Genomic DNA, 14,596 nt, shown 5'->3' with positions numbered 1-14,596 from the left:
TAAAAAAGGGGCTGTCCTAGATAACTAGACTAAACTCCCTTTAACCAATTGTTTTAAAATAGAAATTTGACTTTTTATGTTGCTGTAATTAAAACGCCATTCACATTCCTTTAAATAAAGCTCAAAATGCGCTTTTGGGATACCATTAAATTTGCGTAAATGGCGTTTTGCTTGGCTCCAAAAATTCTCAATTCCGTTAATGTGGTTATGATTTTCACCAAAATGTGTGCTGTGATTGATACGAAAATGACTAAATTCACTCACATCAAGCACGTCATAACTACGATAATTATCGGTGTACACAATACTATCAGGCTTTACCTGCTCCCGAATAATGGGTAACAAGGTGGCAGATTGCGTATTTGGAACCGCAACGGTATAAACCTTGCCATTGCGCTTGAGAAGCCCGAATACCGCAATTTTCCCTGCCGCACCACGACCACGTTTGCCTTTGCGAGCACCGCCAAAATAACTTTCATCGGCTTCAATTTCACCTTCAAACATCTCTAAGTGAAGGCTGTTTTGATAGATGAGTTGGCGTAAACGATGAAAGTAATATGCGGCAGTCGTTTTGTTTACATTGACTAACTCTGCTGCTGTCCTTGCAGTAACACCTGCAACAAATAGCTCAATGAGTTTATTTTATTTGTGCTGACTTAGACGACTTTTTCTCATTGGTTCATTCTAACCTAAATAGATTTTTTAGTTGTTATCTAGGACAGCCCTTTTTTTAGATTTCTCAACCTTGATATTATAAAATCTTCCCTTATTTGTTAGCTTAATACTTTCTTTTAGGGGCTGTAGTAGATTAGCAACAATGCTATACTACAAAAATGAAGATAACATATTGTAAATTAAAGAAATCTATACAGAAAAAACTGCTTGAGTTTTTTGTCGCAGAAGTTACTGCAAGAACGGCAGCAAATTTGCTAGATATTCAACCGAATACAGCCGCTTTGTTCTACCATAAAATCAGGCTTGTGATTGGCTATCATTTATCCCTTGAAGTTAACGAGATTTTTGAGGGGGAAATTGAACTAGACGAAAGCTATTTTGGTGGTCATCGAAAGGGAAAACGAGGACGAGGAGCGGCTGGAAAAGTTGCTGTTTTTGGGTTACTAAAACGACAAGGAAAGGTATTTACTGTTGTGGTTGAAAACACCAAGAGTGAAACATTACTCCCTGTTATTAAAAGAAAAATAAAGCCTGATAGCTGGGTTTATACGGACACTTATCGCAGTTATGATGCTCTTGATGTGAGTGAATTTCACCACGAACGAATCAATCATTCCGAGCTATTTGCGGTGAAACAAAATCATATTAATGGCATTGAAAATTTTTGGAATCAGGCGAAGCGGATACTGCGAAAATATAATGGAATTAGCCGAAAAAACTTTCCTTTATTCTTGAAGGAATGTGAATTTCGGTTTAACTTTGGGACACCAAAAGAGCAGTTAAAAATATTGCGAAAATGGTGTGAAATTTAGGGCTAATCTACTACAGCCCCAAACAAAAACAACATTTATACGCCATTAATGATGAAGAACTTCGCCCTTATTTCCCAGAAGATCGGGTACTTTCAGGCTTATTTGAGTTAATTAAGCGTCTATTTAATATTCGTGCCGTGGAGCGTTTTGATGTGGATACTTGGCATAAAGATGTGCGTTTCTTTGATTTGATTGATAGCCAAGATCAAGTGCGCGGTAGTTTTTATTTAGACTTATACGCCAGTGAAAACAAACGTGGCGGTGCGTGGATGGACGATTGTGTTGGTCGCCGCCGTAAAGCAGATGGCACAATTCAACAGCCAGTGGCTTATCTCACTTGTAACTTTAACGCGCCAGTGGGTGATAAACCTGCGCTCTTCACTCACGATGAAGTCACCACCTTATTCCACGAATTTGGACACGGCATTCATCATATGCTCACGCAAATTGATGTCGCAGATGTGGCTGGCATTAATGGCGTGCCTTGGGACGCGGTGGAGCTGCCAAGCCAGTTCCTCGAAAATTGGTGTTGGGAAGAAGACGCACTTGCCTTTATTTCAGGGCATTATGAAACGGGCGAACCGCTACCAAAAGAAAAATTGCAACAGTTGCTCAAAGCGAAAAACTTCCAAGCGGCAATGTTCGTGTTACGTCAGCTTGAATTTGGGCTATTTGATTTCCGTTTGCACCATTATTTTGATGCGAGCCAACCAAATCAAATTTTAGACACCTTAAAACAGGTAAAAGATGACGTTGCCGTCATCAAAGGTGTGGATTGGGCAAGAAATCCGCACAGCTTCAGCCACATCTTCGCGGGTGGCTACGCGGCAGGCTATTACAGCTATTTATGGGCAGAAGTGCTATCGGCAGATGCATTCTCACGTTTTGAAGAGGAAGGCATTTTCAATCCCGTAACAGGGCAATCGTTCTTAGACGAAATCCTTACCCGTGGCGGTTCAGAAGAGCCAATGACGTTGTTCAAACGCTTCCGCGGCAGAGAACCGCAATTAGATGCTTTGTTAAGACACAAAGGCATTGCATAAAATTCTGCGAAAAAAAAGACCGCACTTTTAAAGTGCGGCTTTTTTTATCAAAATTTTTAGTTTATCCAACCAAAATGTGAAGCAATAAACAACAATGTGAAACCAGCAAGGTAAACCAATCCGACTAAAGATAACCATAATAGGAAACCTCTTACACGATGTTCACCTTTCATCACCAACGATAGGTTCAACCACGCAAATACAGGGGTTGAAACAAAAGAACCTATCATTGCAAATTTAAGCATTGGTCCAACAGCGTTATTAAAGTAAAAAATAATTGTCAGGCCTGACAGTGCCGCAAGGATAATTGCTGTATTTAACGTTCTCGGGCTACTCTGTTTTTTCCCCATTAATAAACGTAGCGTTTCTACATTGGTACGCGAATAGCCATCAACTACAGAAATCGTCGTACCAAAAATGCACATAAATGCAATGAAAGCGATGAGCTCTCTTGCCCATTCTCCAATAGTTGAGGCATACATATTAATCAACTGAGCAATATATTTTCCCCCTACCATTTGAACCGCTTCACCCGATCCAAATTGTACTAAAGCACCTAACGCTAAAAAAATTAAAGCCAGAATAGCCGTGCCAATGTAGCCGATATTGAAATCAAAAATACCATCTTCATAGGAAACTTTAGAAATACGACGTTTTGCCACAACCCACATTGAATTGATTGCAGAAATCTCAATTGGTGCAGGCATCCATCCCATTAAGGCAACAATAAATGCTAACGCACTTAAATTCCAAGGAGAAGGTGAAATATAATGTTCTGCTGCTACGCCCTGCACACCATTTTTCATTAATGCAGAGAGCACAGCAGCTAACGTAGTCACAGTAAGTGAAATCATTATCAACTTAGCTAAACTATCTAAAAAACGATATTTACCTAATAATAAGATACCCGTTGTTACCACAATAACGATAAAACTCAATGTTGAAACCGGTATAGGGAATGGCAGAACAAAAGTTAATATCACCGCACATAATAATGAGATCGCGGCAACATTGATCACGGTAGAAAAAATATTTAATAGGAAGAAAATCCAAAGGTAAATTTTCCCTTTTTGGCGATAGCCCTCAAGCAAGGTATTGCCTGAATCCAATGTATATTGCACGCCAAAACGAAAAAATGGATATTTAAAAAGATTTGCTAAAATAATAATAATTGCAAGTTGCCAGCCATAAATCGCTCCTGCTTGCGTTGAAGCAATAATATGAGAGCCGCCAACAGCTGCTGATGCCATTAAAATACCTGGGCCTAAAGCCTGAAACCTTGATTTCCAACCATTGTTTGATTTATCTGATTGCATAATAATTCCTTGTAAAAAAGGAAAGATTATAATAGATATAACAAGAAAAAACATAAGTGCATTAGTTTTTTATTATATTTATAATGCTCTTTGCTAAAAAAATAACAGATTCGGGCAATGTAAAAATAGATGATAAGTGAATGGCTGGGGTACTAGGATTCGAACCTAGGAATGCCGAGATCAAAACCCGGTGCCTTACCGCTTGGCGATACCCCAATAGGAAATTCTTTAAGAAAAGAAGATTGAAATGTTAGATAGTATGGCTGGGGTACTAGGATTCGAACCTAGGGATGCCGAGATCAAAACCCGGTGCCTTACCGCTTGGCGATACCCCACCTACTAAAGAACTGCAAGCTAATGAATGGTGCGGGACGAGGGACTTGAACCCACACACCTCGCGGCGCCAGAACCTAAATCTGGTGCGTCTACCAATTTCGCCAGTCCCGCAATATGGTGGCTATGACGGGATTCGAACCTGTGACCCCAACATTATGAGTGTTGTGCTCTAACCAACTGAGCTACATAGCCAAACATTTTGCATTCACCTCATCGGCTTTGCGGGGCTAATTATGCTGATCTGACTCCCCTTCGTCAACTCTTTTTTTATGCTTTTTTCTAAATTCTTTCTCATTCGCATAGAGATTATACAAATCGGCGTAAAAGCAACCGCACTTTACTCGGCTAATAAATGTTGTAGCAATCTGCCATCTAATAAGGCTTGTTTAATCAATGCAAATGCGCCAATCACATCTTCATTTTTTAATTCAGATGCCACCAGTGGCGTGCTTTTCACAAACGCGGGTAAAGCCAAGTTGTCTAAGGTTCGGCGAATAGCAGCAAACAGCACGCTTTGCGCTTGCGTAATCTCCCCTGAAATAACAATTTTTTCAGGATTAAACATATTGACACTCATCGCCAATACGCGTCCAATCTGCACGCCAACGTGTTCGATCAAATCCACCGCTACCGCATCTTGCTTATTTACCGCTTTGCAAATTGCTTCAATATCGTGGCTTTCCAAAGAAATCCACTTGCTTTGATAACCATCTTCCAGCAAACGTTGCATTTTTTCTTCAATTGCGGCATTGCTCACCACGGTTTCCAAACACCCTACATTTCCGCATAAGCAACGTTTACCCAAAGGATCCACCTGAATATGCCCAATTTCCCCCACATTATTTTTGTAGCCGAGAAAGACTTCGTGATTAATCACAATGCCTGCGCCAACGCCACGATGAATACGCAATAATAAGGAATCATAGCAATCTTTGGTAACACCAAAATAATGCTCCGCTAAGGCTAAACTTCGCACATCGTGGCCAATAAAGGTCATTAATTGGAAGTGTTCTGCAAGGTGATTTGCCAGCGCCCAAGGTTCATCAAGGGATAAATGCGGTAAATATTGAATGCGATTGGTTTTCACATCCACAAAGCCCGGCACAGTAATACCAATGGCAATAAATTCCGCACTTTTACGCTGATGTTGTTCGATAAACTGCGCAAAGTGGGTTATTAAAAATTGCTCAATTTGCACCGCACTTTGATGCTCTGGCAAATCCACAATTTCTCTTTTCAAGAGTTTCGCAGAAAGATCCATAATGGCAAAGGTTACCTGCTTACGCCCTAAATGAATGAGAATGGTGCGAAAGGCTTTATGCTCTGCAATAATAGACGTGGCGCGCCGCCCGCCGGTGGATTGTTGCTGCTCCACTTCTTTAATCAGACCACGCCCTAACAAGTTACGCGTGATTTTGGTCACACTCGCCGGTGCGAGCTGGCTTAGTTCAGAAATTTGAATACGAGAAATCGGCCCTTGATGGTCAATTAATTTATAAACCACTGCACTATTCATCTGCTTAACAAAATCAACATTCGCGATTTGATGGTTATCCCGCATTCTTTTTCCCACACATAAAAAAACATAAAACGAATAATGCTGTATTTTAAAATGAATTGGGCAAAATGCCTAGACTAGAAAATGTCTAAACAAAAAGGCAGCCGAAGCTGCCTTTATTTCGTATTTAAATAGCACTCAAAGTGCGGTGATTTTTGGGCTAGTTTTTATACCACGTCCACTGCCCATTGACTGCGCTGCCTAGCACATCAAAATCATTGTTAAACACAGTCAAATTGGCGATTTTTCCTTCTGCAATATCACCTAAATGATCATCTACACCAATGGCTTTGGCTGGGTAGTAGTTGCACATTCTTAGGGTTTCATCAAGTGGAATACCCACTTGTTTCACCGCATTTTCTACCGATTCAATCATTGTGATTGCAGAACCGCCGAGCGTGCCGTTGGCGTCATAGCATTTACCATCACGCACATACACAGTTTTGCCGACAAAGTCGAAAGATTCAATATCCGCCCCTGCGGCGGCTGTGGCATCTGTAACAATGCACAATTTATCGCCTTTCACTTTTTTATCAATTTTGATATTACCAAATTCAACGTGCAAGCCATCAACGATAATGCCTGTGTAAATATCGCTGTCTAACACCGCGCCGACAACACCCATTTCACGTCCTGAGCTAATTGGCGACATCGCGTTGTGCAAGTGGGTGGCGAACGTTGCTCCCTTGGCAATAGCTTGTTTAGCTACATCATAAGTGGTGTTGGAATGCCCGATAGAAACCACAATGCCGCTTTGTACAAAATCACCAATATATTTTGCCGTTGGATTTTCAGGGGCAAGGGTGATTTTGGTGATCACCGCTGCATTTTGGCATAGAAAATCTTTCATTTCAGGGCTTATGGCACGAATATATTCTGCCTGATGCACGCCTTTCTTTTCGACACTTAAATAAGGGCCTTCCAAATGCAAACCAAGGGCTTGATTTTTATGCTTTTTAAGATATTCCCCCATTACCGAAACGGCTTGCTTAATGCCCTCATCATCTGCCGTGATAAAGGTTGGCAGATAACTTGTTGTGCCAGAACGCAAATTGGTTTGCTGCATAATTTCAAGGGTTTTCACGGACGTATCGCCGTTAAACATCACGCCACCACAGCCGTTTAATTGCAGATCAATAAATCCCGCTGTAAGATTATTCCCTTTTAAATCAATTTGTTGCATTCCTTCAGGCAGATTTTCTTGTGGCACGATAGAAAGGATTTTCTCGTCTTCCACAATCACCGCGTGTCCATAAAGCACGGCTTGGGCGGTATAAATCACGCCATTAACTAACGCATAACGCATTTTTTCACCTTCTTTTTTATTCGCTATAACACACTATGAATGGCTTTGGCTTCTAACTCAGTGAAATATTTCACGGTTTTCACTTTTAATTCCTGCGTTGCAGGTTCATCACAAACAAAGATTGCGTGGCGGTGTAGCTGTAACGCACTGATCGTCCAAAAATGGTTCACACTGCCCTCCACTCCTGCTTGCAAAGCAAGGGCTTTATTATGCCCCGTGACTAAAAGCATCACTTCTGCAGCATCAAGCAACGTGGCGACCCCAATGGTTAAGGCATATTTTGGCACTTTATTCACGTCATTATCAAAGAAACGTGAGTTAGCGATAAGAGTATCTTCCGTCAGAGTTTTAATTCTGGTGCGAGAAGCCAGCGATGACGCTGGTTCGTTAAAGGCGATATGGCCGTCCACGCCAACGCCGCCCATAAATAAATTGACCTTGCCGTAAGATTGCATTTTTTCTTCATAACGGCGACATTCAGCATCAAGATCAGGCGCATTGCCGTCTAATAAGTTAATATTTTTTTCTTGAATATCAACGTGATCGAAAAAATTCTTATACATAAAAGAGCGGTAACTTTCTGGGTGATCTTTTGGCAGCCCAACATATTCGTCCATATTAAAGGTCACCACGTTTTTAAAGCTCACTTCCCCTGCTTGATAAAGTTTGATCAATTCTTTATAGGTTTGTAACGGCGTGCCGCCTGTGGGCAATCCCAGCACAAAAGGGCGTTCTTCCGTTGGTTTAAATTCATTAATACGATCAACAATATGACGTGCAGCCCATTTGCTGACTTGCTCGGCGGTTTTTAAAGGAATTAAACGCATAGCTCTCTCCTGTTTGCTATCTCAATTTCATTATTTTGAAGTATCATTTCATAATTTTCATTATAAAATAAGATTAACTTCAAAGAGAAATAGAATTTTAACGAAAAGAGAAAATCGTGATCTAAATCACAAAGAGAAAAATTTGCAAAAATAATACCGCTCTATAAAAAAGCGGTATTCTTCTATCATCAGGAATGAAAGGTTAAAAATTACGCCTTACCCCAAACTTCCTCAACAATTTCACGAATAAAATTCAGTTTGTTCCATTGTTGCTCTTCTGTCAGGATATTGCCTTCTTCCGTTGAAGCAAAGCCACATTGCGGGCTTAAACAAAGCTGGTTGATGTCCACATATTGTGCGGCCTCTTGAATACGTTTGATGATTTCGTTTTTATCTTCAAGATTGCCGTCTTTTGAAGTAACCAAACCTAGCACCACTTGCTGATCTTTAATAAAGCGCAATGGTTTGAAATCGCCCGAACGATCGCTATCGTACTCAAGGAAGAAGCCATCAACATTACAGTGCCCAAATAGGGTTTCTGCCACAGGTTCATAGCCGCCCGATGAGAACCAAGTTGAGCGGAAGTTACCACGGCAAATGTGCATTGTAATGGTCATATCCGCAGGTTTCGCGGCAATAATACGGTTCACCATATACACATAATCTTTCGCGAGTTGCTCTAAATCGAAGCCACGTTCTTGATAAGCCTGACGTTTTTCCTCTGAGCATAATTCGCCCCAGCTTGTGTCATCTAATTGCAGGTTACGACAACCTAGGGCATAGAATTTTTGCATCGCACTAATATAAGCGTCCGCAATATCATCTAGTAATTGCTGATTGTTGTTTTTATAACGCTCAATTGGCTGATAATCCGTTTCACGCACCGTACAAATTAAATGTAACATTGAAGGTGACGGAATGGTGAATTTAATAGGATAATCGCCAGCAATTTGCTGTAAAGAACGGTAATGTTCAAGGAATGGGTGAGTATCCGAGAAACCGATTTTATCAACGATTTTCAAGGTTTTAGGACGAACATTATGATGCTTAAATTGAACAGAAAATTTTTCTGCTTCTACTTCTTTCACGCCATCTAACGCACTTAAGAAATCTAAATGCCAAAAGGTACGGCGAAACTCACCATCGGTTACCGCAGGCAAGCCCACTGCTTTTTGGTGCGCCACTAAATTGGCAATTTCTTTGTCTTCCACTTGGGTGAGATCCGCACAAGAAATATCCCCACAGCTACATTGTTGGCGTGCCTGTTTTAAACTTTCAGGGCGTAAAAAACTGCCTACAATATCAAAACGATAGGGCGCTTTATCACGAAGTTGTGCATTAGGAAATAGTTTGCTCATAATCACTCTCTTTTAGTTATATTTAGATAGAAAGCCGTGATTTTAACAAAAAATTCACACATATTCTAAAAAAATCCCCAAAAAACCACCGCACTTTTAAAACCATAATAATTTTTACGATCGAGATCGCAAAACCAAATTGCATTTTCCACAAGCGTCAAAAAGTCGCTTAATATCCCAATCAAATTTTTATCGCGCAGAAAAATCGGGGAGAAAATTATGCCTTATATTCAGCCTATCCTGCTCATTTTATTCTCACTATATTCAATATTGGCTAAGGCCAATCCGCCAGATTTAATGTTACTTGGCACTTACCACAATCAAAATGTGCAAGGTTGGGTGATGAGCGAAAAGTTAGACGGCATCAGGGGATATTGGGACGGCAAACAGCTGTTTACAAGACAGAATAAAATTCTCACGCCGCCCTCTTATTTCATTAAAGATTTTCCGCCTTTTGCCATTGATGGTGAACTGTTTAGCCAACGCAATGCGTTTGAGCAAATTTCTTCTATTGTGCGTTCACAAAAAGATAAAGGCTGGGAAAAATTAAAGCTCTATGTGTTTGATGTGCCTAATGCCAAAGGCAATTTATTTGAACGTTTAGCGGTGTTGGAAAATTATTTAGCCCAGCACCCAAGCCAACATATTGAAATTATTAAGCAAATTCCAATTGAACATTATGCCCAAGTGCAAGATTTCTTGCGTGAAGTAGAACAAAAACAAGGGGAGGGTTTGGTGCTGCGTAACCCTAACGTGCCTTATGAAAACAAACGCAGTCAGCAAATTTTGAAATTAAAGACCGCACTTGATGAAGAATGTGAAGTGATTGCACACCATAAAGGCAAGGGGCTATTTGCCGATAAACTCGGCGCGATTACTTGTAAAAATCAGCGTGGCGAATTTCGTATCGGTTCAGGGTTTAAATTAACGGATAGAGAAAATCCACCACCAATCGGTTCAATCATTACCTACAAATACCGTGGTTTGACACAAAAAGGGCTGCCAAGATTTGCCACTTATTGGCGGAAGAAGGAATAAATAGCGCATAAAAAATCCCCTTGAAATCAAGGGGATTGATAAAGTGCGGTGGAAATTAAGCGAGAATTTTATCTAATTCTGCACTCACTTCTTCCACTTTTTGCGTACCGTCTAAACGGAAATATTTTGTATTGCCCGCTTCGGCTTCAGCTTGGTAATAATCAACCAACGGTTTGGTGGTGTTGTGATACACTTTCAAGCGATCTAATACGGTTTCAGGCTTGTCATCAGCACGGATAATTAAATCTTCACCGGTTACATCATCTTTACCTTCCACTTTTGGCGGGTTATACACAACGTGGTAAGTACGTCCAGAAGCTTGGTGAACACGGCGACCACTCATACGCTCAACAATCACTTCATCTGGCACATCAAATTCCAACACATAATCAATGCTGATGCCCGCACTTTTTAAGGCGTCCGCTTGCGGAATGGTGCGTGGGAAACCGTCTAATAAAAAGCCTTTCACACAATCTTCTTGTGCAACACGCTCTTTCACAAGCGAAATAATTAAATCATCTGGCACAAGCTGCCCTGCGTCCATTAAGGTTTTCGCTTGTTTGCCTAATTCTGTTCCCGCTTTAATTGCCGCGCGCAACATATCGCCCGTAGAAATTTGCGGAATGCCGAATTTGTTCATAATAAATTGTGCTTGTGTGCCTTTGCCTGCGCCCGGCGCACCTAAAAGAATAATCTTCATATCAACCTCGTTTATAAAAAAATCTGCGATAACATACCTTTAATAAGTCGAAAACTCAAGGGCGATGAAAATCAAAATTAACTAATTTGCAAAAATTCATAAAAAAGTACCGCACTTTATTTTCCTTGCTCTCACGAAATCTCTTCCGCAAGTTCCTTTTGCGAAGGAGATTTGCGGTATTTATCCACCCATAATAAGAAATTGGCATAAACCGTCCCAGCTACAGAATGCCACACGCACGCCACCGCACAAACTACCGCTGATTCAGGAATAGTTGGGAAGAACTTCATACTTAATCCAGTGGCTAAACCTGCGTTTTGCACGCCCACTTCCAAAGAAATGGTTTTCTTTTTCGCTAAGCTCATTCCAAACAATTTGCCTGAAGAATAGCCAAGAGCGTAGCCGATAAGGTTATGTACCACGATACAAAGTAAAATCATTAAGCCTGATTGTAAGAAGTAATCCCCATAAATGGCGACCACACCGCCCACAATAAAGGCGAAGTTAATCACTGCCACGCCCGGCATTAACGCTTTGATGTCTTGGAACCATTGTTTGCGGTGTAAGCTGATGTTTAAAATTGATCCCACTGCCACAGGCAACACGGTCACTAAAAGCATAAATTTAAACATTGCCCAGCCGTTCATTTCCACGCTTTGACCAACCAAATAGTTTAACAATAATGGTGTCATTACTGGCGCGAGCAAGGTTGATACGGTGGTCATTCCCACTGAAAATGCCACATCGCCTTTGCATAGGAACGTCATAATGTTAGACGCCACACCACCAGGGCAAGAGCCAACTAAAACTAAACCAAGGGTGAGCGCTGGGGAAAGATCAAAACTTTTTGCAATAGCAATCGCCACAAAAGGCATTACGGTATATTGCACAATCGTACCAATAAGAATATCCAGTGGGCGTTGCGCTAACACTTGGTAATCTTTTTTACCCAAGGTCATTCCCATTGAAAGCATAATAATGCTGATGATGAACACTTGCGTATCGCCTTTTACCCAAGTGAATAATTCAGGTTTATAAAAGGTGATTAGCGCCAGCACAATGATAAAAAGTGCGGTGAATTTGGCTAATAAAAAACTAAGCTTTTTCAAAAATTGCATTGCTTTCTCCTAAATTTCTCCATCAATAAACACCTATTCCACCTTATTCCATGGTGCAACTTTAACCAAGCACAACATTCCGGGAATAGCCAGCCAGAAGCAAAGCCAGAAATAATCATAGTAGCCCAGCCAATCGATCAACGTGCCAGCTTGGGTGTTGAGCGTAGCTCTTGGTAATGCGGCAAGGCTGGTAAATAAGGCAAGCTGTGTGGCAGTGTAAAGGGGATTGGTTTCCCGTGCCATAAAAGCAACAAAGGCGGCTGTGCCTAAACCGATACCGATATATTCCGCGGCCACCACAAGACTAAGCGACCATAAGGCGCGGCTATCTACGGTTTCAAAAGGCCCTTGTTGGGCGAGCCAAGCAAAGCCAAGAATGGTGATAATTTGCACAAATCCAAATAACCATAAGGCGCGGTTAATGCCCACTTTCAGCATTAAAATTCCACCTAGAATACTGGCGACCACCATTGGCCATAAAGAGGCATTTTTCACCACCAAACCGATCTGGGTTTTGCTAAATCCCATATCTAAATAGAAAGGGGAAATCAGCGCCGTTGCCATACTATCGCCTAATTTATATAGAAAAATAAACGCTAGGATACCTAAGGCTGACCAAACGCCTTTGCGTTGAAAAAATTCGCGGAAAGGTTCAATGACACTTTCTTCTAAAGTGCGGTGTTTTTTTAGCGCAATATTAGGTTCGGTGCTTAAAAATAGACACATTAAAATCCCCGGCAACATAAACATTGCGGTAATGATAAACACCGTTTGCCAAGGGAAATGATCTGCCAAAATCAACGAAAGCGAACCGGGAACAAGGCCAGCAATGCGGTAAGCATTAACGTGAATGGAGTTGCCTAAACCTAATTCATTGTCGGTTAAAATTTCTCGCCGATAGGCATCTAGCACAATATCTTGTGTGGCAGAGAAGAAGGCGCAAAGCACACCTAAAGCTGCAATCAAACTGAGTCCAAATTGTTTGCTTGGATCTAAAAAGCCAAATAATGCTAAACTGATTAATAGTAAAATCTGTGAAATGAGCATCCAGCCACGGCGGCGACCTAAAAAAGGCGGCACAAAGCGATCAAGCAAGGGCGCCCAGACAAACTTCCACGAAAAAGGGAGCATTATTAGGGTGAAATAGCCCAAGGTTTTGAGATCAACGTTTTCTGCGCGTAACCAAATAGGTAACAAAGAAACCAAAACATAAAGGGGTAAGCCCGAGCTAAATCCCGTGAATACGCAGATCAGCATATTACGGCTGAAAATTTGTGAAAATAAATTCGATTGTGTGGTCATAGCCATAAAGTGCGGTGTGTTTTTCAAACAAATTGTGCTGCAAGTTTCCTTACAGCACAATGAGATGAACGATTAATCACGATACCCTTGTGGGTTCTTTTTCTGCCAATTCCAAGTGTCTTGCATCATTTCCGTTAAGCCACGTTCCGCTTTCCAGCCTAATTCTTTGGCGGCAAGAGAAGGATCGGAATAGCACGTTGCAATATCCCCCGGACGGCGCGCCACTAATTGATACGGAATTTGAATATCGTTGGCTTGCTCAAAGGCTTTCACCATATCCAACACGGAATAACCTGTGCCAGTGCCAAGGTTATAAATGTGCAATCCTGCATCGTTTTGATGACGATCTAAGGCTTTTAAATGCCCAATCGCCAAATCTACAACGTGGATATAATCACGCACGCCCGTGCCATCGTGGGTGTCATAATCACTTCCAAAGACAGAAAGTTGCGGTAATTTGCCGATAGCCACTTGGCTAATATAAGGCAATAGATTATTTGGAATGCCAGCAGGATCTTCGCCGATCAAGCCGCTGTGGTGCGCGCCCACTGGGTTGAAATAGCGTAAAATCGTAAAGCTAAATTTATCTTCTGCTTTGGCAACATCCGTTAAAATCTGTTCCACCATTAATTTCGATGTGCCGTAAGGATTGGTTGTGCCACCCACTTTGCATTGTTCGGTGATTGGCACAATTTCAGGATCGCCATAGACTGTTGCCGATGAGCTAAACACTAAATTCCACACGCCAGCCTTGCGCATTTCATCAACTAACACTAATGAACCCGTTACATTGTTCATATAATATTCGATTGGTTTACGCACGCTTTCGCCCACGGCTTTCAAACCGGCAAAATGAATTACAGAATCAATTTGGTTTTCTACAAAGATTTTCTGCAACATTGCACGATCTAACACATCGCCTTGGTAGAATTTCACCGCTTTGCCCGTGATTTCTTCTACACGTTGTAATGATTTGGCGGAAGAGTTGGATAAATTGTCCAGCACCACCACGTCTTTGCCAGTATTTAATAATTCCACAACGGTATGAGAGCCAATGTAGCCTGCGCCGCCAGTTACTAAGATAGCCATTTTTTCCTCGCTTAGATTATTTGCCTTAATTATTACGATTATTGCGCACTATTATAAACGATTTATAAAACAAGCCCAAAAATTTCCGCAAAAATCACCGCACTTTCTATTAAGCAAA

Annotated in this window: 12 protein-coding genes, 4 tRNA genes and 1 pseudogene; 3 read left to right on the top strand and 14 right to left on the bottom strand. The window is 41.3% G+C overall.

The genetic code is table 11. The features are described 5' to 3' along the window. Positions 1-24 precede the first annotated feature (24 nt). On the bottom strand, positions 25-633 hold the full coding sequence (locus ELZ61_RS04970; protein ID WP_241969751.1) for an IS1595 family transposase: 609 nt from the start codon (positions 631-633) through the stop codon (positions 25-27). Between the two features lie 200 nt (positions 634-833). On the opposite strand from ELZ61_RS04970, the gene ELZ61_RS04965 reads away from it, so the two are divergent. Beyond that, positions 834-1,487, top strand: coding sequence for an IS1595 family transposase (locus tag ELZ61_RS04965; protein ID WP_126371148.1), 654 nt, complete (start codon positions 834-836; stop codon positions 1,485-1,487). An 8-nt stretch (positions 1,488-1,495) separates the two neighbouring features. Further along, positions 1,496-2,530: pseudogene (locus ELZ61_RS04960) on the top strand (M3 family metallopeptidase); the annotation flags it as partial. A gap of 56 nt (positions 2,531-2,586) precedes the next feature. Here ELZ61_RS04960 and ELZ61_RS04955 read toward each other — a convergent pair. The 9 genes from ELZ61_RS04955 to ELZ61_RS04915 form a co-directional block, all read right to left on the bottom strand. After that, entirely contained in the window at positions 2,587-3,846 is a 1,260-nt protein-coding gene (locus ELZ61_RS04955) for an NRAMP family divalent metal transporter (protein WP_126371902.1), read from the bottom strand. Between the two features lie 141 nt (positions 3,847-3,987). Next, a tRNA-Gln gene (locus ELZ61_RS04950) sits at positions 3,988-4,062 on the bottom strand. A gap of 44 nt (positions 4,063-4,106) precedes the next feature. Further along, a tRNA-Gln gene (locus tag ELZ61_RS04945) sits at positions 4,107-4,181 on the bottom strand. Positions 4,182-4,208: 27 nt separating this feature from the next. Next, positions 4,209-4,293, bottom strand: a tRNA-Leu gene (locus tag ELZ61_RS04940). Between the two features lie 4 nt (positions 4,294-4,297). Beyond that, a tRNA-Met gene (locus ELZ61_RS04935) sits at positions 4,298-4,374 on the bottom strand. Between the two features lie 145 nt (positions 4,375-4,519). Then, complete coding sequence (locus ELZ61_RS04930) at positions 4,520-5,743, bottom strand: ROK family transcriptional regulator (RefSeq protein ID WP_126371900.1); 1,224 nt, start codon at positions 5,741-5,743, stop codon at positions 4,520-4,522. A 157-nt stretch (positions 5,744-5,900) separates the two neighbouring features. Beyond that, positions 5,901-7,046 carry an N-acetylglucosamine-6-phosphate deacetylase gene (gene nagA / locus ELZ61_RS04925; RefSeq protein ID WP_126371898.1) on the bottom strand — a complete coding sequence of 382 codons (1,146 nt, stop codon included), beginning with the start codon at positions 7,044-7,046 and terminating at the stop codon, positions 5,901-5,903. Positions 7,047-7,069: 23 nt separating this feature from the next. Next, positions 7,070-7,873, bottom strand: coding sequence for a glucosamine-6-phosphate deaminase (gene nagB, locus ELZ61_RS04920; RefSeq protein ID WP_103854081.1), 804 nt, complete (start codon positions 7,871-7,873; stop codon positions 7,070-7,072). 209 nt (positions 7,874-8,082) lie between these two features. After that, positions 8,083-9,231: a 5-methyltetrahydropteroyltriglutamate--homocysteine S-methyltransferase gene (locus ELZ61_RS04915; protein WP_126371896.1), complete on the bottom strand. Its 1,149-nt coding sequence runs from the start codon at positions 9,229-9,231 to the stop codon at positions 8,083-8,085. A 219-nt stretch (positions 9,232-9,450) separates the two neighbouring features. On the opposite strand from ELZ61_RS04915, the gene ELZ61_RS04910 reads away from it, so the two are divergent. Further along, positions 9,451-10,269, top strand: a complete 819-nt coding sequence (locus ELZ61_RS04910) for a DNA ligase (protein WP_126371894.1) — start codon at positions 9,451-9,453, stop codon at positions 10,267-10,269. A 55-nt stretch (positions 10,270-10,324) separates the two neighbouring features. Here ELZ61_RS04910 and adk read toward each other — a convergent pair whose 3' ends face one another. The 4 genes from adk to galE all read right to left on the bottom strand — a co-directional run bounded on the left by adk (position 10,325) and on the right by galE (position 14,478). Beyond that, the gene (gene adk, locus ELZ61_RS04905) at positions 10,325-10,969 is read right to left on the bottom strand and encodes an adenylate kinase (RefSeq protein ID WP_126371892.1); all 645 of its coding nucleotides are present in this window, start codon (positions 10,967-10,969) and stop codon (positions 10,325-10,327) included. Positions 10,970-11,100: 131 nt separating this feature from the next. Continuing rightward, on the bottom strand, positions 11,101-12,087 hold the full coding sequence (locus tag ELZ61_RS04900; protein ID WP_126371890.1) for a bile acid:sodium symporter family protein: 987 nt from the start codon (positions 12,085-12,087) through the stop codon (positions 11,101-11,103). A 33-nt stretch (positions 12,088-12,120) separates the two neighbouring features. Continuing rightward, entirely contained in the window at positions 12,121-13,389 is a 1,269-nt protein-coding gene (locus ELZ61_RS04895; RefSeq protein ID WP_126373593.1) for an AmpG family muropeptide MFS transporter, read from the bottom strand. 72 nt (positions 13,390-13,461) lie between these two features. Further along, entirely contained in the window at positions 13,462-14,478 is a 1,017-nt protein-coding gene (galE, locus tag ELZ61_RS04890) for a UDP-glucose 4-epimerase GalE (RefSeq protein WP_126371888.1), read from the bottom strand. Positions 14,479-14,596 lie beyond the last annotated feature (118 nt).

It is taken from the genome of Avibacterium volantium, from assembly GCF_900635775.1.
Classification (GTDB): Bacteria; Pseudomonadota; Gammaproteobacteria; order Enterobacterales; family Pasteurellaceae; genus Avibacterium; species Avibacterium volantium.
This window is presented reverse-complemented; position numbering and strand designations above follow the sequence as displayed.

Excerpts from the sequence above, each read along its gene's own strand:
- ELZ61_RS04965 (WP_126371148.1), top strand. The coding sequence starts at position 834 with ATGAAGATAACATATTGTAAATTAAAGAAATCTATACAGAAAAAACTG.
- ELZ61_RS04955 (WP_126371902.1), bottom strand. The coding sequence starts at position 3,846 with ATGCAATCAGATAAATCAAACAATGGTTGGAAATCAAGGTTTCAGGCT.
- ELZ61_RS04930 (WP_126371900.1), bottom strand. The coding sequence starts at position 5,743 with ATGCGGGATAACCATCAAATCGCGAATGTTGATTTTGTTAAGCAGATG.
- nagA (WP_126371898.1), bottom strand. The coding sequence starts at position 7,046 with ATGCGTTATGCGTTAGTTAATGGCGTGATTTATACCGCCCAAGCCGTG.
- nagB (WP_103854081.1), bottom strand. The coding sequence starts at position 7,873 with ATGCGTTTAATTCCTTTAAAAACCGCCGAGCAAGTCAGCAAATGGGCT.
- ELZ61_RS04915 (WP_126371896.1), bottom strand. The coding sequence starts at position 9,231 with ATGAGCAAACTATTTCCTAATGCACAACTTCGTGATAAAGCGCCCTAT.
- ELZ61_RS04910 (WP_126371894.1), top strand. The coding sequence starts at position 9,451 with ATGCCTTATATTCAGCCTATCCTGCTCATTTTATTCTCACTATATTCA.
- adk (WP_126371892.1), bottom strand. The coding sequence starts at position 10,969 with ATGAAGATTATTCTTTTAGGTGCGCCGGGCGCAGGCAAAGGCACACAA.
- ELZ61_RS04900 (WP_126371890.1), bottom strand. The coding sequence starts at position 12,087 with ATGCAATTTTTGAAAAAGCTTAGTTTTTTATTAGCCAAATTCACCGCA.
- ELZ61_RS04895 (WP_126373593.1), bottom strand. The coding sequence starts at position 13,389 with ATGACCACACAATCGAATTTATTTTCACAAATTTTCAGCCGTAATATG.
- galE (WP_126371888.1), bottom strand. The coding sequence starts at position 14,478 with ATGGCTATCTTAGTAACTGGCGGCGCAGGCTACATTGGCTCTCATACC.